Origin of the sequence: Sporosarcina sp. USHLN248 (assembly GCF_037144575.1) — a bacterium.
In the GTDB taxonomy this organism is placed as follows: Bacteria; Bacillota; Bacilli; order Bacillales_A; family Planococcaceae; genus Sporosarcina; species Sporosarcina contaminans.
Genome location: NZ_JBBCZC010000055.1, coordinates 1 through 19,185 on the forward strand (window position 1 = coordinate 1; position 19,185 = coordinate 19,185).

Consider the following 19,185-nt stretch of genomic DNA (forward strand, 5'->3'; position numbering starts at 1 on the left):
GGCATCCGCGAGCTACTTTCAGTATTGAATGAGAAAAATACAAGAACAGGTGGCGAAAAACGATTCGTTTTTCGCCACCTGTTCTATTTTAGGGACTTATTGGACAGCCCCATTTTTGAATTTTAAAGGATTTCTTTGCTTTTTGACGAACTATACATTAGACAAAGGAAGTGTATAAGCGGGAATTTCTCAATAAAGGAGTGTCATATATGAAACTTGCTGAAGCGTTGATTGCACGGGCGGATTATCAAAAAAGAATTGAACAGCTGAAAAAAAGGATAAGCCAAAACGTGAAAACACAAGAAGGGGAACAGCCATCGGAAGATCCAAATGCATTGCTATCTGAGCTCGATGGCATCTTGAAAGAATTAACTGTATTGGTGAAACGTATTAATCAAACGAATTGCTCTGTCCAATTTGATGATACACGGACGCTATCAGATGCATTGGCTGAACGCGATCAAATATGGGAGAAACGGTTGATCCTTTCGAGAGTTGCAGACGAAGCATCGATCCGAAACGACCGATACAGCCGATCGGAAATTAAATTTGTCAGCACAGTCGATGTTGCGGCTATCCAAAAGCAGGTCGATCAATTATCGAAAGAGTTTAGGGAAATGGATACGAAAATTCAAGGCTTGAATTGGACGATTGATTTGGTTTGAATGGACGTTTTTTTAAAGCGTCTGAAACAGTCGCATCTAAAATAAGCAATGGCATAATGCATAATTGAAGGAAATGTCGGTAGCTGATTATTGCAAAGGTGAGTACACAAACCCGCCGACTGGGAAAGTCGGACTTACAATGGGAGAGTAATTGGGGCCCTTACAATACGGTTCAAATCCGCCAATTACAAATTAGGCCCAGTATTGTAACATGAGTACAAATAGATTGTAATTGTAACGACCGCGTACTAATTTGCATAAGCAGCGAGGGTGGGAATGGGGATCATTTCTCTGGTATGACCATTGGACAAAAACAGATTGAAGGGATGCTTTCATAATGGAGAATAATAGAAGCAATGCCATCGATTTTTTGCAACTGATCGTTGCTGGTGAAATTGATAAGGCATATGAGAAGTATGTTAGCGAAGATTTCATTCATCATAACCCATATTTTGCGGGAGATCGTGAATCGTTAAAGCAAGCAATGAAGCAAAATGATAACGCGAACCCAAACAAAAGCCTTGAAGTGAAAATAGCGATTTCCGAGGATGATAAGGTAATGGTTTATTCCCACTTGAAACAAAATGATGACGATCTTGGTGCCGCAGTCGTGCACATTTGCCGTTTTCATGAGGGGAAAATTGTTGAGATGTGGGATGTTGGACAGCCGGTATTAGAAGATTCTCCTAATGAAAATGGGATGTTTTGAGGCAAATTGAAGGGAGGGGTTGGGTGTAGTGGGTTCAAGAATGATGCACTTACTTATCGCAAATCGAATTGCCGAACGCTTTTCGATAGAGGACCAGGCTGCGTTGTTGCTTGGAGGCATCGCTCCGGATGCGGTTACTCCGAAAGAAGTATCTCACTTCTTTACAGGGGACGTAACCGATTATTCAAGAAGCATTGATTATGAAGGGTTTTTACGTAAATATCATTCCCAACAGGAAAGCTATTATATATTGGGATATTATACACACTTAATTGCCGATGACATATGGCTAAAAGGTTTCTATCTTCCTTGGCTGAAGAACCGAATGGAAGCAAACGAAAACTTGGGGGAACTTTATCATAATGATTTCCGACTGTTAAATGGGAAGTTATTGGAACACTATGGAAGCAAAGATGATTTGAAAAAATTGCTACAAGTTGTTACGCCCATATCCGATTTGGAAGAGGTTATGGCGAAGGATGTTGAAAAATTCCTCCCTTATGTTTTCGAAGATATGAAATACGATAAAGAAGCTGTAAATGAAAAGCTGCGCGTGTTTACGTTTGAGCAAATTGTAGGTTATATCGAGACTTCCATTGAAATTGGATCGTTAAAGGTCGAACAAATCCTGTCTAAAAACAAATGAATCCATCCTTAAGCAAATGCTTTCAGGATGGATTCATTTATTATCGTTTTCTCTTTTTTCCGCCTTGTATATTATCTTTGTTTTTATCCACGATTTTTTCGAACTCTACATACACGAAGTATTTGTTTTCTTCCACTTTTTCCACACTGATCACCTTTCCAGTACGTCCTTTAATTCTAATATTTTCATTGACCACGGGTATGTTTTGTAATGCTTGATTGAGTACGTATAGATCGTTTTCGTAAAAATGAATGGAATACATCTTTTAGTCTCCTTTAGTTTATAGGGATTTGTATACGACCATCATATGTAGGAGCAGGAAAAATAGAACGGCTTCCAATCAGGAAACAATCCGAGTTTAAAAGGAGGTTGCATAGGGAAGTAGATTATCAGTGCTCGAAGATAGGTTATGGATTTCATAAATGACTATGACCTATAAGGCGGTGTCTTTTCCGGAAACATCGAAAATAACTTTTATGAAAAGGGTGATTGTGAAGTTATGAACAAAGATGAACAGCATATGAACGTAAATGGGAAGGATGCACAGCTACAGCAGTATCGCAAACAGAATACAGGCCCTAATAATCCTATGACGGATGAAAACGGAGCGAAAGTCTCAAATGACCAAAAGACGTTAAGGGCAGGAAAACGTGGACCGTTGCTCATGCAAGACTTCCATTTTTACAAAAAACAATCGCATTTCAGTAGAGAAAGGATTCCTGAAAAAGTGGTACATGCCCGGGGTTTCGGTGCATACGGGGACTTTGAGTTGTATGAATCGATGAAGGAGTACACTGTGGCGAAATTTCTTCAGGAGCCTAATAAGAAAACCCCTGTATTTGTAAGGTTCTCAAATTTTATAGGAAGCAAAGGCTCGAAAGATACGGCTGTAGATATTCGTGGGTTTGCGGTGAAATTTTATACGGAGGAAGGGAATTATGACTCTCTTGCTTTGCAATTTCCGGTCTTCATTTTAGCTGACGCAATGAAATTCGCAGACGTCACCCATGCAGCAAAACCAAATCCGAAGACGGATATACCTCAAGCGACCGTGGCACATGACAATTTTTGGGACTATGTTGTGAATAATCCTGAATCCGCTCATATGATTATGTGGCTCATGTCCATGAGGGGTCGTCCAAGAAGCTGGCGGATGATGGAAGGCTATCCAATCAACACGTTCCGTTTTATAAATGAAGCAGGCAAATCAACGTTTGTGCGCTTTGCTTGGAAACCGAAATTAGGAGTCCATTCATTGTTACTGGATGAAGCAAACCTCATTGGCGGAGTCGATCCAGATTTCCATCGCAGAGATTTAATTGAAGCGATTGAAAATGGTTTTTATCCTGAGTATGAGTTAGGTGTTCAACTAATCGATGTGGAAGACGAGTTTAAATACGATTTTGATATTTTGGATGATACGAAGCTTTGGCCGGAGGAAGAAATTCCACTGAAGATCATTGGGAAACTGACATTGAATCGTCTTGTTGATAATAATTTTGCTGAGGAAGAGCAGTCGGCGTTTAATCCAGCCAATTTAGTACCAGGCATTGAATTTACGAATGATCCTGTATTGCAAGGCAGATCATTTGCTTACCGTGATACAGAATTGCATCGTCATCATTCTGCAAACTATGAAGATCTTCCAGTAAATCGTCCCCTTACGGAAGCGACAAATAATTATCGGGACAGCTATTTGAAATATCCGATCGATACGGATTCTGTCCATTATCATAACAACTCGCTCGCAGGCAATTCTCCAGCTGAGATTTCTCCAGAGCAAGGCGGATACGAGAATTATCCCGAAAAAGTGGAAGGACATGTGACGAGGGAACATCCGAGCGATTCATTCCAAGACTATTATTCACAGGCGAGAGCGTTTTATAATAGTTTGTCGATGCCGGAGAAGCAAGACTTAATCGAATCGTTCAGCTATCATATTGGAAGCGTCAAGGACAAAGAACTTCGCCAGAAGAACGTTGAAATGCTAGCAAATGTAGATAAGGAAATGGCGACAATGATCGCTGAAAATATTGGTGTGGAACCACCCACAAATTCACATGTTGAAATTGATAAAAGTTATCCATCGCTCAGCCAACTAAATTCGCCGCATTCTGCGATGACGCAAAAAGTTGCCGTCTTAATTGGCAATGGATTTAATGGCGAGGAAGTACAAAATGTCTTACAGGCATTTAAAGAAAATGGCGTTTTATTCGAGAAAATCGGAGAGACATTAAAAACAGTTACGTGCTCGAAAGGAAATGAGCTTGAAATCGACAAATCGTTTTTAACAGTGCACCCGGTTCTTTACGATGCAATTTACGTTGTCGGAGGAAATTCTGAAAAGCAACTGATGTTTGATCAGCATATTTCTGATTTTATAAAAATGCATTATATGCATATGAAGCCGATTGGAGTGGCAGCAGGAGGAGAGCAATACCTTCTCAATACAGAGGAAAATAATTTAGACGGAGTTATCGTTGCTTCGGAAAATCCAGATTTCACAAATCAATTCATTGCAGCGATCGCGCAAAAACGCTTTTGGGATCGTACGTAATGTAATTCGTTGTTTGAAAGGGGTCTCTTTTGTAGAGGCTCCTTTTCAATATTGTCATTCGAATTTTCACCATAAAGGAGATAAGAGTGTATGGTACAATAAAAGTATTGTTCTTTCGTAAATTACATAAATAGAGAAGTCTAAAAGCATAAAAGGTTAATAGGAGGAAATGATGGAAATTCGGTATGAATTAACTGAAGAAGATGTAGTGGCTTTCAATGTATACCATGTTAAGAATTCGAACATTGGAAGGAACTCTTTGCGTTGGCAACGACTTGCATCGCCTCTCATTTTTTTGCTGTTTGCTTATTTGCTGTCCATATTTACAGAAATACCGGCTGCTCCGTTATTGAGCACCTTTACGATAACGGCGGTCATTTGGGTACTGTTTTATCCAAAATATTTTTATTGGCATATTACCCGTCAAGTTCGGAAAATGTTAAAGGAAGGGAAAAATGAAGGGCTTATTGGTGAACATGTGCTGAAGATGCAGAAAAAAGGGATTACGGATAGTACTCAGAACGGTGAAACGAATGTAAATTGGGAAGCGATTAAAAGCTTTAAAGAGGATATTGGCCATTTTTATTTATACAATAGTGCGATTAGCGCTTACATCATTCCAAAGAGGGAAGTAAATGCTGATGCGGTTCGTAATCATTTGAAGAAATGGCTGACTCTTTGAGAGAGGAGTATATATGGAAAAGTTATTACATAGCCTTCATAGCGAATCAATTATCGGAATCGATGGCTTAGGAGGCTCAGGAAAAACGACATTCGCCAAGGAACTACAGCAAAAGATAGGTGCTGTTCTATTCCATTTGGATGATTTCATCCACCCGAGGCATGTCCGCTACAATCCACATATCGAACCTTGGAAACTATACTATGAGCATCAGTGGCGGTATGATTATTTGATTGAACGAGTTTTAAATCCACTTAAAAATGGCGAGGAAATTAATAACGTTATTGAGCTTTATAACAAAGAGTCGGATGAATATGAAGAGACAGCCGTGACCATTCGCAAAGGAGTGCCCGTCATTATTGAAGGTGTCTTTTTACAGCGTGACGCATTGAGGCAGTATTTTGATACTGTCGTTTATTTGGATGTCGACCGTGATAAGCGACTACAGCGAGTGTTGCAACGAGATACTTATATTGGAAGTAAAGAAGCTATCCTTCAGAAGTATGAGCAACGCTATTTTCCAGCAGAGGAACAGTATATTGAGGAGTATGACCCTGTTGCGAATGCACAAATTGTTGTGCGACGTTGAATTCATTATGTAAGAGGTTTGGAATAAAAGGCGGCTAAATGATAAAAAGTGATTTTCTGTTCATATTGTACAGAGGAATCGCTTTTTTATTTGTTTATGCGCAATTATAGAGGTGTTATGCGTGTTACGGGGCAATTATGCGTTTTTCAACTGCATTATGCGTTTTGACCGGATGGTTATGCGCAAAATGGATGTGATTATGCGTTGTTGAAAGATTTTATGCGTTTTTAAATGGTGTATGGGCATAAGCTGAATGCATGCGATGTAGGTATCAAAGAGTTATGATGTTAGAAAGCGGCTGTCGTCAAGTTGTGACGGTTAGGTCGCAGTTTGGAAAAATAAACGGTTACATTAACCGGAAAAAATTGGAGTGAATGCACTTGATAAATGCTTTCGCAAAGAAATTCAATGGGATACCTCTGTCGATTCTTGACTTGGCAATGATTAATGAAGGAAGCGATGCGGGCCAATCTTTTAAAAATACTGTCGATCTCGCGCAGCATGCGGAGCGTTGGGGATATAACCGTTATTGGCTTGCCGAGCATCATAATATGCAAGGTGTCGCAAGCTCTGCAACATCGATCATCATTGGACATGTTGCGGGGGCAACGAAAACGATTCGAGTAGGATCGGGTGGCATTATGCTGCCGAATCATGCACCGCTTGTTATTGCTGAGCAGTTCGGAACGCTTGATACAATGTATCCGGGCAGGATTGACCTTGGGCTTGGACGGGCTCCAGGAAGTGATCAAGCAACAGCTTATGCGCTTCGCCGCACATTGCATAGCAGCGGGGATGATTTTCCGGAGCAGCTTGCCGAGTTGCGCAATTATTTCAAATACGACCCGTCAGCACGGGTTCGAGCTGTTCCTGGCGAGGGGCAAGATATACCGGTTTGGCTCCTTGGTTCAAGCGGATTCAGCGCACAGCTATCTGCGGAGTTAGGATTACCATTTTCATTCGCCAGCCATTTTGCTCCGGCGTATATGATGCAAGCTTTACAGCTGTATCATCAGCGTTTCCGTCCTTCTAAGGACCTTCAAGAACCATATGTGATGTTAGGCGTTAACATCATTGCGGCAGATACGGATGAAAAAGCGCAATGGCTCGCTACTTCCTATCAACAGCAATTCCTAAACATCCGAAGAGGAGTCACGGCGAAATTCCAACCGCCTGTTGATGATCCGAATACCGCATTCTCAGAGTTTGAAAAAGCAGCAATCGCGGAATTATTAGATTGGCCTTCTACAATTGTTGGCAGCCCTGAAACAGTAAAACAGAAATTGGAAGATTTCTTGCAATTGACGAAAGCGAACGAGCTTATTATTAGTGGCGGCATTTATTCACATGAAGACAGATTACGTTCGTTTGAAATCGTATCGGAATTGATGGAGTAATGAAACAGGTCTTTCGGGGCCTGTTTTTGTTATTCGAATTTAGCGGACGTCTGTTTATAAGTGCAGGTAATTATCTCCGCACTTACGGATGCATTGTGTCTTATTTGGCGGAGCATCGCGTGTAAAGCGCTTCGTTTACTCAAATGCGTAGACCCTAAAAAGACTGTAGACAAAGTGAAAGGATACTTTGTCTACAGTCTGGCGTCCGTTTGTACGGACTTATTTATTTGCTTTGCGTAAGTAGAATGCGCGTGGCGGTTATCGCTTTCAACTTTTGCCATCCGTTAAAATGGAGCGGATAATATGGATGGAATCCCATTCTCCAGATGAAAAGAACGTAATCGGATGTTTTCTTTTAAAGAGCTGCATGTGAATTTCATGTTCATTGTATCCTAATTTATGGAGATCTCGTGCATTGCTTTGAAGCTCCAATAAATAGGATAGCTTGTTTTCCAAGGCTTGTCGTCCATCTTTTATATAACCCGCATGGCAGCAAAAAAGCTCGGAGAAGTCATACGTTAACATTTTTTCGATCGAGCTAATAATTAAAGGAATGCTTTCCTCGCGCAAAATCACTTTCGTTTTTGGTTGCACATATAAATCTCCAGAGAAAAGTTGGCCAGTTTCTTCGTTTAGGAATGATAGATGATCATCTGAGTGGCCGGGTGTTGCAATTACTTTCCATGACGCATTTCTCGATGAAAATGTTTCGCCAATCGGTTCTGCGGTAAACGGCCTTCTTCTTCCCCAAAACATCTGTCTGTACAGTGGATAAATAGCTTTTTCTGCACACTTCTCAATCGCCATTTCATTCATGAAGATCGGCAATCCATATTCTTTTTGCAAATAGGCAGCTCCGCCGGTATGGTCTTCATGGGCGTGCGTAATGACAATTTGATCGACGTCCGACTGTGCAAAGAAAGGTTTAAACTCCTTTGATAAAGTTCGAGCGCCGGTATCAATTAAAACTCCATCTGTTTCAAAGCAATATACATTCAATTTGACAGTACGAAATGATACATGCCCGTTTATAAAGCGAACATTACCTTGTTCACCATTAATGGCTGAAGTTTTTAATAGCAATCGCGATACCTCTTTTCTCACTAACATGATCTATTGATAGAATAGCATAAAATGAATGACTATTCAGTTCTTATGTTGTAAGAAGAGGTGAAACGAATCATTACTGTAGACGATCTTCCTGAACTTCTTTGCGAGCTGCAATGGCGACTACTGAGATGAGCAGCGCAATTGCCGTAATCATAAGAAGAATACCGATATTCTCCATTAAAATGCCATCCCTTCCACCGAAAACGATTGAATAATAGCCATCTGCACCGTAAGTAGCGGGCAGAATTGTAGACAATTTACTGTACGCATTAGGCAAAAGTTTAGTAGACACTAAAACGCCCGAAGTTACAAGCTGGAGAGAAAGCAACAAAATATTGAAAAGCATGCCAACATTCCCTAACAAAACGACGAATAGTTGTGCGAAACAGAGGAATGACAAAAACATAATGGCTTGGAATAAGTAAACAACTATCAAAGGCTCTTGGATTTCAATGCCAAAAAGGTACATTAAACCGATCGTCAAAAAAGGGAGTATAAACGCAACACCAATATTGATCAATTGCATACCAATGAACAGGCTCCATTTTGAATGCATCTGCTTTATTGAGTGAGACGCTTCGTTTATTTGCATAATCATGACCATTGCGCCTGCAAATGAAGAGATGATGACCATTAATGGCACCAAGTTGGCGGAAAAGTCATCGACCGCATTGGTTTTGTTAATCTTCTCCTCTACTATATTGGGATGCAACGAACCTACTGCCATTTGAACAGATTCCCCGATCGCTTGTGCAACTTTCTCATCAAGCGGAAGTTGCCCTAACTGTTCATTAAAAACTGAAATTGTACTTTGTGTCTGCATGCCATAGAGAGTGGTATTTACTTCATCTGTAATATGCAACGAAGCTGTTTCCATCATTGTTTTGCTGAATGTTGCAGTAGCTTGGTTGATCCAATAAATGATAGATGGCTGTTCTGCTGCAATGATGGATGATGAGAAATCAGAAGGGATTTGAATGACCATCTCAATCGTACGATCATTCATTTCTTTTTGAGCAATTTGCAATGAATTGAACTGTTTCACTTGAAAAGGCAATGATTGTTCCAGTTCGTGTATCATTTGTTCTCCAATTTCTTCGTCTTCATTTACAATGCCGATCGTTAAGCTGTCGGTCCTGTCTTGCACCCCTTTATATGCAGTGAGCCAAATTGAAAAGAAAATAATTTGAAACATGACTGCTGCAATAATCCCTAAATACGTACCTCGCAATTTGAATAAAGCTTTTAAACCCGCCAATCAATTCACAACCTCTCATGTAAGTACTTACTTGCATCGCAAGCAAAATTTTTTCTTAGGGGGTTAATCCCCTAAGAAAAATGGCTACACTCGTCTTCAACTGATCTGATATGTCTATCTCTGTTACGCTATTTCCTAAACGGGCAGCCGAAACGAAATGACCGAAATTGACTGCGATAAATGATAGGGCAACTGCCTCTACATCACACTCTATCATCTTTCCACGCTGCTGCATCTCTGCAAAATAGTGCATAAGCTGCTTCTTAATAAAACGGGGAACGTTTGCAATTTCTTCATCGATTTCAGGGAAAGAGCCCGCTTCCTTAAATCCTATGAGCACGAATTCCTTAATGGACAGCATGAATTTTGAATACTCCATCGCAAAATGGAGCAGGTCTGTCTCCAAATTCCATGTAACATCTACTTCAAGTGTCTTCTGCAAAATAGGACCATAAGAAAACTTCTCAACAATCGCCCTCAAAATGCCTCGTTTATTGCCAAAATGGCGGAATACGGTTACTTCATTTACACCTGCCAATTCAGCAATCGATTTTGTTGTAGCTGCTGCATATCCTTTATCGCTAACCAGTTGAATAGCTGCTTCAATTATCCGGTCCGCAGTAGATTGTGTCGCCAAACGATCCAACTCCTCACGATGCAAGTAATTACTTGCATATTATCATATCCATTCTTGAAGAGCAAGATTGAAAATTTGTTTCTTTGTAGGAGTTTCTTGTCCTTCTTATAGATTCAATAATAATTATCAAAAAAATAGAAGAATACTATAAAATTTAGTATGCTTATGGAAATGTAATTTACCTAGAGAGGGGACATATTAAGTGACGATGATCGGATATGAAGAAGGGATTATTTATGATTTCAATAAAGAGAATGAGCCGATTCGAAAGGTGCAATCGGGTTCTACAGTGACAATACAGACGTATGATTGCTTTCAAAACCAAATTCAATCCGCGGATACTGAAGTGGCATCCATTGATTGGGATAAAATTAATCCGGCGACAGGACCGCTATATGTGGAAGGCGCAATGCCTGGGGATGTGTTAAAAGTACAAATCGAACGTATTGAAATCGGACAGCAAGGTGTCATGGTTGTCGGTCCGGAATTAGGTGTGATGGGTCATACATTGGCGAAAATGGAGTCGAAAATAATGCCAATTACAGATGGACATGTTTTGTTCAATGACTTACGCATTCCACTGAACAAAATGATTGGTGTAATTGGCGTTGCACCTGAAGGGGAAGGTATTAATTGCGGGACGCCAGGTGCACACGGCGGCAATATGGACAATAAAATGGTGACGGAAGGTGCGACGCTTTATTTTCCAGTCTTTGCGGAGGGTGCTTTATTTGCATTGGGAGATTTGCACGCGGCGATGGGTGATGGGGAAGTGAGTGTTTCAGGCGTTGAAGTTGCTGGAGAGGTGACTGTAACGTTAACGGTTTTGAAAGATGTTTCTTTGCGCCACCCAATGTTAGAAAATGCAAATGCATTCACACAAATTGTGTCTGCACCTACTTTGGACGAAGCGGCAAAAACGGCTGCGACAGAAATGATTGAACGGATTGTGGAGAAATCTGCGTTGCCGGTAAGTGAAGTGACAATGTTAATGAGCGCGATTGGGCAATCCGAAATTTGCCAAATTGTCGATCCGCTTATGACAGCTCGTTTCGTCGTGCCGAAATGGGCGCTTGAAAAAATTTGTGGTTCGTTTTTCGAGTGAAGACGTTAATTAATGTGAAAGGGGTGCTATATATGTTTGAAACCGGGAGAATATATTTAAGGAAAATGATCATTGAGGATGTTCCGTTATATCATTCATGGAGAAATGATATGGACGTTATGGTATCGACAAATCCTTCTTTAGATATTTATTCTTTAGAGGAAACGAGACAATTTGTTGAATCCGTCATCCTTCGTTCCACTTCTTCCAAGAGCTATATCATATGTCATAAGGAGAGTGAACGGCCAATTGGAATTACTTCTTTAATTAATATCGATCCAAAAAATCGCAATGCAGAGTTTATAATCGATATTGGAGAAAAGGGTTTCTGGGGACAAGGGTATGGCAATGAAGCGATGCAGTTGTTGCTTCGCTATGCTTTTTTAGAACTGAATCTGCATAGAGTTTCACTTCGCGTGTTTTCATTTAATGAAAGAGCGATCCATTTGTATAAGAAAATTGGGTTTGAACAAGAAGGGGTCAGCCGTCAGTCATTGTTCCGAAAAGGCCAATGGCATGACATCATTCATATGGGTATACTTCAAGAAGAGTTTATTGAGAAATTGAAAGAGTAACTTCAGTCGAAAGAAAGGAGATGCTCTATGAAAAGATTCGTCATTATGACAGTTGGGAAAACGCATAGCGGGAAATCGACTTTTGCAAAGGTGCTCAATGGGCAATTGCCCAATTCGGTCGTCATAGACCAAGACTATCAGGCGGAATTCATTAACCGTTATTATCGTTCTTTACAGCCTGACAGTGGGCCGAATACACTGAAGCATGCAATGAGCCAAACGATTGTTGATTATGCAATGAAAGAAACCGACTTCCATTTAATCATTTGTAACTCAAATCGTTCTCGCAATGGTCGTATACAACTGCTGAACTATTTTAAAGACAATGGCTTTGCGACAATTCTTGTGTACTTTAATATTCCTTTTGACATTCTTAAAGATAGGGTGGCCGTTACGAAGCGGAGCACGTCCATATTTAGAAGTGCAGCGACTTTTGATGAAGTGCTCGCACGCCAAGAAGCTGAAGTTCATGTAGAGCCTGGTGAAGAGGAAGCCGATCTACTATTCACCATTAAAAATGAGGGAGACATTCAGACAGTCATCTCTTCTATTTTATCTAAAGCAACCGTCCGATGATAGTATTCAACGGGCGGTTTTATATATTCACAGTAACACTATATTAAGCTATAATGGGAAAGGTTTTAGTCACCCTTACATTTCGGAAAGGGGATTTTTTTATGATCGCATTACATAATGTCAGTAAAGTTTTTTCAGGATATCGGGCAATTCAATCTGTCTCATTAACGGTCCATAAAGGCGAGATACACGGCATTATAGGAGCGAGTGGTGCTGGTAAGTCAACGTTACTGAGGTTGATGAATTTATTGGAAATCCCAGAGGAAGGAAAAGTGGAGGTTAACGGTCAAATGCTAACTTCCTTAAGTGGCAAAGAGCTTAGACAAGCAAGGAAATCTATCGGAATGATTTTTCAGCATTTTAATTTAGTTGCCAATAAAACAGTGTATGACAATGTTGAAATTTCATTGCAACTTTCGAAATTCCAGCGCAGCAAGCGTAAGGAAAGAGTTTTGGAATGTTTGCGTTTTGTTGGGCTTGAGCAATTCAAAGATAAATATCCCGCGCAGCTGAGCGGCGGGCAAAAGCAAAGAGTAGCGATTGCAAGAGCGTTAGCCAATCATCCGCAAGTATTGCTTTGCGATGAACCGACTTCTTCACTGGACCCGAATACGACTGCCGAAATACTTGGCGTATTGAAAGATATTAATCAATTAGGAGTGACAATTGTCATTGTCAGCCATGAGATGGAAGTGATCCGGAGCATATGCAATCGGGTCACTGTTATGGCAGATGGGCAAATCTATGATACTGTCACTGCGGAGCCAACAGGGATTGAGCCGATAGAGAACAGCCCGGAATATTTTATTGAACAATTGACAAAGGCAGGTGGAGCGAATGCCTGACATTTTGCTTCAGTATGAAGCTGAAATATGGCAGTCTATCGGAGAAACCTTTACAATGGTCGGTGTCTCGATTGTCGCCGCGGTATTCGTCGGTCTTCCTGTCGGTACGTTGCTGTTCCTATGTAGAAAAGGCCAATTATATGAAAACAGATTGCTATTTTCGATATTGAATTTATTAGTGAATATTATACGCTCATTTCCGTTTTTATTGTTGGTTGTGTTTTTACTTCCTTTTACAAGGCTGCTTATCGGGACAGCAATTGGTACGACTGCCGCTACTGTTCCTTTGTCGATCATTGCAATTGCCCATTATTCCCGTTTAGTCGAGCAATCTTTGTTGGATGTGCCAAAAGGTGTAATGGAAGCGGCGGTTTCAATGGGCGCTTCTGTAAAAGAAATCATTTTTAAATTCCTTTACGTTGAAGCAAGATCTGGGCTTGTCTTAGGCTTGACGACGTCGATTATTAGCTTTATATCTTATTCGACCATAATGGGCGTAGTCGGAGGCGGGGGAATAGGGGATTTTGCCATTCGATATGGCTATCAGCAGTTTAAGACGGACTTAATGATGTATATGATCATCATTATGGTCATACTTGTGCAGTTTATCCAATTTGCAGGGACGACTATAGCGCGGTTACTAGACAAACGGTAAGAAACAGGAGGATATCACATCATGAAGAAATTGCTAATGTTGGCGTCTATGCTACTGATCATTTTGGCAGGTTGCAGTAATGACAAAAAAGCAGAGAACGCAGAGAAAGCTGAGAAAGTAAAAGAGAACGGTGAAAACGTGACATTGAAAGTTGCATCACTTATACCACCAATGACAGAAATTCTTGATATCGTAAAACCACAGCTTGAAGAAGAAGGAATTGATCTTGAGGTTGTCGTATTGGGGGATAATGTACAACCGAACAGCGCCCTTGCTGCAAAAGAAGTAGATGCGAACTTCTTCCAGCACGTTCCGTATATGGAGGAATTCAACCGGAACAATGATGCAAATTTAGTGCCGATTGTACCGATCTATTTTGCGAATTACGGTGTTTATTCGAAAGACTATTCGTCTATTGAAAAACTGCCTGAAGGTGCTGTCATCGCAATGGCAAATGATATTTCCAATATTGACCGCTCGTTGTCTCTATTGGCTCAACACGGTGTCATTACTTTAGGGGAAAAAACGGATACGTATTATACACAAGCCGATATTGTGGAAAATCCGAAAAACTATAAGTTTGAAGAAGTGGACTTGTTAATGTTGGCCCGTATGTATGATGACGCTGATGCGGTCGTTATGACACCAGCTTATGCTGCTCCGCTTGGTTTGACTCCCAAAAGCGATGCTTTGCTTACGGAAGGTATCGAAAATGATTTTGCCATTACATTAGTTGCACGCGAAGACAATAAAGACTGGGAGGCAATTCAAAAATTGGCTGAAGCTATGCTAAGCCCTGAAGTGCGTGAGTTTTTGGTGGAGAATTATGATGAAACAGCCATACCAGCATTTTAATCTATAGAACAAAAGGACAGCGCATATCAGCTCTGTCCTTTTTTATTTGTGTGTAGAATGGTTATACTTTGTTATAGTTCTTTTTCAAAAGAGTGCATCAGCAGCTATGGAGGTGTCAATATGTATGATCCGACTATTTTTGAGAATTTAAAAGTTGCTTTTGAAAATCATATATATGATTTGGATACGATTGAACGTAAAATTACAATTTTGGATCGGAAGGATCGGATGGATTTTGCGGTTTTATCAAGAGATTTTGCTCTTCAATTCGCTTTGGTAGATCAAACAGATGTGAGAGCCGCAGTTATGTTAAAAGCTTCAGCGAATGATTTGGCAGGAGAAATATTAGAGTGGGAAGACAAAAATATAGGTTGTGCCTTGTCATTGCAGTTTATGATGGAGACGCGGGAAGCTATGGAACACTGCAGTCAAATTGAACAATCGTTGCTTTCCATTTGGGAAAATGACGTGAGAATCGTTCAAACCTTTAGTTTCACGCTTCCGCAAGAAACTACTGTGTATCAACATACAATTGATGTAATGTTTAAAAGAAAAATTAATGAAGAGCATATAGGGGATATCCGAGATTTCTTAGACCATGTCCTCGTCACTCTAAAACTATTGAATTCGATTTGAAGATTCATCAGAAGCCTGCAAAATGCTATCTTTAGTTATTTTCGCAGGCTTTGTAACGCATTCATAATGAAGGTCACATAGAGTCGAGACGTCAAACAAAGGAAATTGGCTATGTTATGAGAGACGTAACTGCTGACAAAATTGATTTGGACATTAAAATGAAATGTACGAACAAAACGATAGGGATGTGTATTGAAAAAATGAAAAGCTCGATTAGATTCCTATAAAGTTAGGAAGTATATATTAGCATTTGAAATGATTGAAGGAATATGTGCAATGTCAAGAAAGTTTATGGTAGCTGTAACAATTGATCATCATATTGGCATGGAAGGTATTTTTGTTTCTTGTGATGTACAGATGAATCGCATAGTTGTTTTTGAACAAATAACAACAGAGTAAATTGCTAAAATAGAAAATTAACCAAGAAAGGCCATCGAATGAGTCTTCAGACTTGTTGGATGGCCTTTTCGTGTTTTACATACTTTGTTTGATATTATCGTTCACAAATTTGTTGCATTAAAATCAGTTTAGAAAAGAGGACACTACAGAATGGAACTGTTATAATCCAAAGATGTGCCCGTAATTATTATTGTGAAAACATAAAACTTTTGTTTACTTTGCGACAATTCAGTGTGATATACGGATTATTCATTGCTTTTTGATTGACGATTGTTATTTTTAGGTTGCTTTCCAAAATCAAAGTCTACCGCGATTTCTTCACTTCGGTTTTCGTTTTGATTATTCGTATTGCTGTTGCTGTTCTCATTGTTTTTATACGTTTCAAAGCTATTATGGGTTCTTACATTTAATGTTTTTTTATTATTTTTATTCAATTTTTGTTCACCTCCCATTTGTAATATGTTCGTGACGGGAGAAAGTATCCATTAAAATGAATTCAACAAATAGTATTTTAACAATAACATTCCAAAATGCCATTTAATTGGAAAAGGTGGAATGTATTAAAATAAAGGAATAACTCGTTTTGCATTCATTTTATTGGGGAAGCTACAGAACAAAAGGTTCATCTATTTTTTTGCATCAAGAGAGGGGTCACAGCTTTGAAATTAGTGTTGTTTTTAGCGGCTCTCATCCTTATTTTCTTCCTTGCATATATCGTCAGCAATCAAAGAAGTGAAATTAAGATGAAACCGATTATTACGATGATAGGTTTACAGCTCGTCTTTGCCTTCATACTCCTAAATACGGAATTCGGACTCGTGATCGTTAGAGGAGTATCTACTGCTTTTGATTATTTATTATCGTATGCGGCAGAAGGAATTAATTTTGTATTTGGTGGAATGGCTAATGAAGGAACAAGCCCGTTTTTCTTAAATGTCCTATTGCCGATCGTTTTTGTATCGGTGTTAATCGGAATTGCACAGTATTTACGGATTCTGCCGTTCATCGTCCATTATTTAGGTTTACTTTTGAGTAAAGTAAACGGACTTGGAAAATTAGAATCATTTAATGCGGTTGCGTCTGCAATTTTTGGGCAGTCTGAAGTTTTTATTTCAATTAAAAAGCAGCTCCCGCATATTCCGGAGCACCGCTTATATACCTTATGTACTTCGGCTATGTCTACAGTTTCAGCATCAATTTTAGGTGCATATATGACGATGATTGAACCGAAGTATGTGATTACAGCGCTCGTATTAAACCTATTCGGCGGTTTTATTATTGCCAATATCATTAACCCTTATAAAGTTAAGGAAGATGAAGATTTGATTGAAATCCGAGAGGACAAGAAACAATCGTTTTTTGAGATGCTTGGAGAATATATTATGGATGGATTTAAAGTTGCAATCGTTGTTGGTGCAATGCTGATCGGTTTTGTTGCTTTGATTGGAATGGTAAATCATTTGTTCGAAGTCGCTTTCGGTATCAGTTTCCAAGTAGCTTTAGGTTATGTATTTGCCCCGTTTGCATTTTTAGTCGGAGTTCCAGCTTCAGAAATCGTTCAAGCTGGTACAATTATGTCGACGAAGCTGTTGACGAACGAGTTTGTTGCGATGATGGACCTTGCCGAAATCACATCTTCATTGTCTGATAGGGCGGTTGGAATTATTTCGGTATTCCTCGTATCATTTGCAAACTTCTCCTCTATAGGCATCATCTCCGGTGCGGTGAAAGGGCTTAATGAGGAGAAAGGAAACACTGTAGCGAAATTCGGCCTTAAATTATTGTACGGAGCAACTTTAGTTAGCTTGTTGACTGCTACAATTACTGGAATTATGTTGAAGTGAAAGTCAAAGATGCTATTTGCAGATTTTGGATCTGTAGATAGCATCTTTTTTCAAGTTAAAATTGGTTAAAATGCTAAAAAGAGGACAGCTGATTAGTGTGCTGATATAATTCTGAAAGGTGAGGTATGAGTACTATACTACAAATTGAAGAACAGTTGAGGAAAAAGACATGAAGAAACAAAACGTTGTATTATTAATTTTGTTAGCAAATTTATTCATCGCCTTTTTAGGGATCGGGCTCGTTATTCCCGTTATGCCTACATTGATGAATGAGTTACATATCTCAGGTTCTGTCGTAGGCTATATGGTAGCTGTTTTTGCATTGTCACAGTTAATTGTTTCTCCGCTTGCAGGCCGATGGGCAGATCTATATGGCCGGAAGAAAATGATTGTAATCGGACTGCTGATTTTTAGTTTGTCCGAATTGCTCTTTGGTATTGGTAAAATTTTGCCGGTGCTATTCACTTCAAGGGCATTGGGCGGGATAAGTGCTGCGTTCATTATGCCGGCGGTAACTGCGTTCATAGCGGACATTACGACGACTGAAACGAGATCGAAAGCATTAGGATATATGTCAGCCGCAATTTCTACTGGATTTATCGTCGGACCTGGGATTGGCGGATTTTTGGCAGGACTCGGGACGAGGGTGCCATTCTTCTTTGCGGCGGGTCTCGCACTTGTCGCGGCAATCTTTTCTATTATGATGCTGCGCGAGCCTGAACGGCAAGCAAATGCAAATGATGAAAATGGTAAGCCGGGCTTATCAAGAATTTTCGCCCCGATGTATTTTATTGCGTTCATCGTCATTTTCCTCTCGTCATTCGGTTTGGCATCGTTTGAGTCGATTTTCAGTTTATTTGTTGACCATAAGTTCAGTTTTACTCCGAAAGACATTGCGATCATTATAACAGGCGGTGGATTGTTAGGGGCTATCGCACAAGTTGCATTATTTGATCGATTGACGAAATATATGGGAGAAATTCAGCTCATACTATTTTGCCTGATTTTTTCGGCAGCATTGGTGTTTATGATGACAGTTGTGAATACGTATATGCACGTGTTATTCGTTACAATCATCATATTTGTCGGATTTGATTTAATCCGGCCTGCTGTCACCTCGTATTTATCGAAAATCGCAGGTGATGAGCAAGGGTTCGTAGGCGGCATGAACTCGATGTTTACAAGTATCGGCAATATTTTTGGACCGATATTGGGCGGCATGCTTTTCGATATTCATTTAGATTATCCGTTTTACTGTGCAGCGCTATTTCTTGTTATGGGTATTATTTTAGTATTGTTTTGGAAGCCACAGCCAGAAAAGCTTTCTTCCTAATGAAAAGGGGCTGTCCAGAAAGTCAGTGAAAACTGATTTTCTGTGATAGTCCCTTTCTGGTTGGAGAATAAATGGGGAACCCCTGACAACCGTCGCTTTCCGTTCCAGGCGC

At 39.9% G+C, this 19,185-nt stretch carries 22 protein-coding genes; 17 read left to right on the top strand and 5 right to left on the bottom strand.

Annotated features, from left to right (window positions below):
• The first annotated feature begins 209 nt into the window (after positions 1–209).
• The 3 genes from WFH04_RS16445 to WFH04_RS16455 all read left to right on the top strand — a co-directional run bounded on the left by WFH04_RS16445 (position 210) and on the right by WFH04_RS16455 (position 2,020).
• Positions 210–665 (top strand): DIP1984 family protein, encoded by a 456-nt coding sequence (locus WFH04_RS16445; protein WP_336825144.1) that lies wholly within the window; start codon positions 210–212, stop codon positions 663–665.
• Positions 666–1,002: 337 nt separating this feature from the next.
• Entirely contained in the window at positions 1,003–1,374 is a 372-nt protein-coding gene (locus tag WFH04_RS16450) for a nuclear transport factor 2 family protein (protein ID WP_336825145.1), read from the top strand.
• 28 nt (positions 1,375–1,402) lie between these two features.
• A complete protein-coding gene (locus WFH04_RS16455) occupies positions 1,403–2,020 on the top strand; it encodes a zinc dependent phospholipase C family protein (protein ID WP_336825146.1) in 618 nt (205 codons plus the stop codon).
• 40 nt (positions 2,021–2,060) lie between these two features.
• On the opposite strand, the gene WFH04_RS16460 is transcribed toward WFH04_RS16455, so the two are convergent.
• Positions 2,061–2,282, bottom strand: coding sequence for a hypothetical protein (locus WFH04_RS16460; protein WP_336825147.1), 222 nt, complete (start codon positions 2,280–2,282; stop codon positions 2,061–2,063).
• Between the two features lie 237 nt (positions 2,283–2,519).
• On the opposite strand from WFH04_RS16460, the gene WFH04_RS16465 reads away from it, so the two are divergent.
• The 4 genes from WFH04_RS16465 to WFH04_RS16480 all read left to right on the top strand — a co-directional run bounded on the left by WFH04_RS16465 (position 2,520) and on the right by WFH04_RS16480 (position 7,245).
• Entirely contained in the window at positions 2,520–4,577 is a 2,058-nt protein-coding gene (locus WFH04_RS16465) for a catalase (RefSeq protein ID WP_336825148.1), read from the top strand.
• Between the two features lie 172 nt (positions 4,578–4,749).
• Complete coding sequence (locus tag WFH04_RS16470; protein ID WP_336825149.1) at positions 4,750–5,259, top strand: YcxB family protein; 510 nt, start codon at positions 4,750–4,752, stop codon at positions 5,257–5,259.
• A 13-nt stretch (positions 5,260–5,272) separates the two neighbouring features.
• On the top strand, positions 5,273–5,848 hold the full coding sequence (locus WFH04_RS16475) for an AAA family ATPase (RefSeq protein ID WP_336825150.1): 576 nt from the start codon (positions 5,273–5,275) through the stop codon (positions 5,846–5,848).
• Positions 5,849–6,222: 374 nt separating this feature from the next.
• Positions 6,223–7,245, top strand: a complete 1,023-nt coding sequence (locus WFH04_RS16480) for an LLM class flavin-dependent oxidoreductase (RefSeq protein WP_336825151.1) — start codon at positions 6,223–6,225, stop codon at positions 7,243–7,245.
• Between the two features lie 267 nt (positions 7,246–7,512).
• Here the strand turns inward: WFH04_RS16480 and WFH04_RS16485 are convergent, their stop codons facing one another.
• The 3 genes from WFH04_RS16485 to WFH04_RS16495 all read right to left on the bottom strand — a co-directional run bounded on the left by WFH04_RS16485 (position 7,513) and on the right by WFH04_RS16495 (position 10,250).
• Positions 7,513–8,328, bottom strand: coding sequence for an MBL fold metallo-hydrolase (locus tag WFH04_RS16485; protein ID WP_336825152.1), 816 nt, complete (start codon positions 8,326–8,328; stop codon positions 7,513–7,515).
• Positions 8,329–8,428: 100 nt separating this feature from the next.
• A complete protein-coding gene (locus WFH04_RS16490; RefSeq protein ID WP_336825153.1) occupies positions 8,429–9,613 on the bottom strand; it encodes a YhgE/Pip domain-containing protein in 1,185 nt (394 codons plus the stop codon).
• Positions 9,614–9,668: 55 nt separating this feature from the next.
• Positions 9,669–10,250 carry a TetR/AcrR family transcriptional regulator gene (locus WFH04_RS16495; protein ID WP_336825154.1) on the bottom strand — a complete coding sequence of 194 codons (582 nt, stop codon included), beginning with the start codon at positions 10,248–10,250 and terminating at the stop codon, positions 9,669–9,671.
• Between the two features lie 208 nt (positions 10,251–10,458).
• Between WFH04_RS16495 and WFH04_RS16500 the strand changes: the two genes are divergently transcribed.
• The 8 genes from WFH04_RS16500 to WFH04_RS16535 all read left to right on the top strand — a co-directional run bounded on the left by WFH04_RS16500 (position 10,459) and on the right by WFH04_RS16535 (position 15,896).
• Positions 10,459–11,355: an acetamidase/formamidase family protein gene (locus WFH04_RS16500; RefSeq protein ID WP_336825165.1), complete on the top strand. Its 897-nt coding sequence runs from the start codon at positions 10,459–10,461 to the stop codon at positions 11,353–11,355.
• 32 nt (positions 11,356–11,387) lie between these two features.
• Complete coding sequence (locus tag WFH04_RS16505; RefSeq protein WP_336825155.1) at positions 11,388–11,930, top strand: GNAT family N-acetyltransferase; 543 nt, start codon at positions 11,388–11,390, stop codon at positions 11,928–11,930.
• Positions 11,931–11,957: 27 nt separating this feature from the next.
• Positions 11,958–12,506: an ATP-binding protein gene (locus WFH04_RS16510; protein ID WP_336825156.1), complete on the top strand. Its 549-nt coding sequence runs from the start codon at positions 11,958–11,960 to the stop codon at positions 12,504–12,506.
• A 101-nt stretch (positions 12,507–12,607) separates the two neighbouring features.
• The gene (locus WFH04_RS16515) at positions 12,608–13,351 is read left to right on the top strand and encodes a methionine ABC transporter ATP-binding protein (protein ID WP_336825157.1); all 744 of its coding nucleotides are present in this window, start codon (positions 12,608–12,610) and stop codon (positions 13,349–13,351) included.
• Positions 13,344–14,006: a methionine ABC transporter permease gene (locus tag WFH04_RS16520; RefSeq protein WP_336825158.1), complete on the top strand. Its 663-nt coding sequence runs from the start codon at positions 13,344–13,346 to the stop codon at positions 14,004–14,006. Before WFH04_RS16515 ends, WFH04_RS16520 begins: the two co-directional genes overlap by 8 nt.
• Before the next feature lie 21 nt (positions 14,007–14,027).
• Positions 14,028–14,861 carry a MetQ/NlpA family ABC transporter substrate-binding protein gene (locus WFH04_RS16525; protein ID WP_336825159.1) on the top strand — a complete coding sequence of 278 codons (834 nt, stop codon included), beginning with the start codon at positions 14,028–14,030 and terminating at the stop codon, positions 14,859–14,861.
• A 120-nt stretch (positions 14,862–14,981) separates the two neighbouring features.
• Positions 14,982–15,497, top strand: coding sequence for a hypothetical protein (locus WFH04_RS16530; RefSeq protein WP_336825160.1), 516 nt, complete (start codon positions 14,982–14,984; stop codon positions 15,495–15,497).
• 276 nt (positions 15,498–15,773) lie between these two features.
• Positions 15,774–15,896 (top strand): hypothetical protein, encoded by a 123-nt coding sequence (locus WFH04_RS16535; protein ID WP_336825161.1) that lies wholly within the window; start codon positions 15,774–15,776, stop codon positions 15,894–15,896.
• Between the two features lie 245 nt (positions 15,897–16,141).
• Here the strand turns inward: WFH04_RS16535 and WFH04_RS16540 are convergent, their stop codons facing one another.
• Complete coding sequence (locus tag WFH04_RS16540; RefSeq protein WP_336825162.1) at positions 16,142–16,330, bottom strand: hypothetical protein; 189 nt, start codon at positions 16,328–16,330, stop codon at positions 16,142–16,144.
• Positions 16,331–16,555: 225 nt separating this feature from the next.
• Here WFH04_RS16540 and WFH04_RS16545 point away from each other — a divergent pair, with 225 nt between their 5' ends.
• Positions 16,556–17,740 (top strand): NupC/NupG family nucleoside CNT transporter, encoded by a 1,185-nt coding sequence (locus WFH04_RS16545; RefSeq protein ID WP_336825163.1) that lies wholly within the window; start codon positions 16,556–16,558, stop codon positions 17,738–17,740.
• A gap of 169 nt (positions 17,741–17,909) precedes the next feature.
• On the top strand, positions 17,910–19,073 hold the full coding sequence (locus WFH04_RS16550; RefSeq protein WP_336825164.1) for an MFS transporter: 1,164 nt from the start codon (positions 17,910–17,912) through the stop codon (positions 19,071–19,073).
• The last annotated feature ends 112 nt before the right edge of the window (positions 19,074–19,185 follow it).

What these genes read in the sequence shown, in the direction of transcription:
- WFH04_RS16445 (WP_336825144.1), top strand. Translation starts at nt 210, where the DNA reads ATGAAACTTGCTGAAGCGTTGATTGCACGGGCGGATTATCAAAAAAGA.
- WFH04_RS16450 (WP_336825145.1), top strand. Translation starts at nt 1,003, where the DNA reads ATGGAGAATAATAGAAGCAATGCCATCGATTTTTTGCAACTGATCGTT.
- WFH04_RS16460 (WP_336825147.1), bottom strand. Translation starts at nt 2,282, where the DNA reads ATGTATTCCATTCATTTTTACGAAAACGATCTATACGTACTCAATCAA.
- WFH04_RS16465 (WP_336825148.1), top strand. Translation starts at nt 2,520, where the DNA reads ATGAACAAAGATGAACAGCATATGAACGTAAATGGGAAGGATGCACAG.
- WFH04_RS16470 (WP_336825149.1), top strand. Translation starts at nt 4,750, where the DNA reads ATGGAAATTCGGTATGAATTAACTGAAGAAGATGTAGTGGCTTTCAAT.
- WFH04_RS16475 (WP_336825150.1), top strand. Translation starts at nt 5,273, where the DNA reads ATGGAAAAGTTATTACATAGCCTTCATAGCGAATCAATTATCGGAATC.
- WFH04_RS16480 (WP_336825151.1), top strand. Translation starts at nt 6,223, where the DNA reads ATGCACTTGATAAATGCTTTCGCAAAGAAATTCAATGGGATACCTCTG.
- WFH04_RS16500 (WP_336825165.1), top strand. Translation starts at nt 10,459, where the DNA reads ATGATCGGATATGAAGAAGGGATTATTTATGATTTCAATAAAGAGAAT.
- WFH04_RS16505 (WP_336825155.1), top strand. Translation starts at nt 11,388, where the DNA reads ATGTTTGAAACCGGGAGAATATATTTAAGGAAAATGATCATTGAGGAT.
- WFH04_RS16510 (WP_336825156.1), top strand. Translation starts at nt 11,958, where the DNA reads ATGAAAAGATTCGTCATTATGACAGTTGGGAAAACGCATAGCGGGAAA.
- WFH04_RS16515 (WP_336825157.1), top strand. Translation starts at nt 12,608, where the DNA reads ATGATCGCATTACATAATGTCAGTAAAGTTTTTTCAGGATATCGGGCA.
- WFH04_RS16520 (WP_336825158.1), top strand. Translation starts at nt 13,344, where the DNA reads ATGCCTGACATTTTGCTTCAGTATGAAGCTGAAATATGGCAGTCTATC.
- WFH04_RS16525 (WP_336825159.1), top strand. Translation starts at nt 14,028, where the DNA reads ATGAAGAAATTGCTAATGTTGGCGTCTATGCTACTGATCATTTTGGCA.
- WFH04_RS16530 (WP_336825160.1), top strand. Translation starts at nt 14,982, where the DNA reads ATGTATGATCCGACTATTTTTGAGAATTTAAAAGTTGCTTTTGAAAAT.
- WFH04_RS16535 (WP_336825161.1), top strand. Translation starts at nt 15,774, where the DNA reads ATGTCAAGAAAGTTTATGGTAGCTGTAACAATTGATCATCATATTGGC.
- WFH04_RS16550 (WP_336825164.1), top strand. Translation starts at nt 17,910, where the DNA reads ATGAAGAAACAAAACGTTGTATTATTAATTTTGTTAGCAAATTTATTC.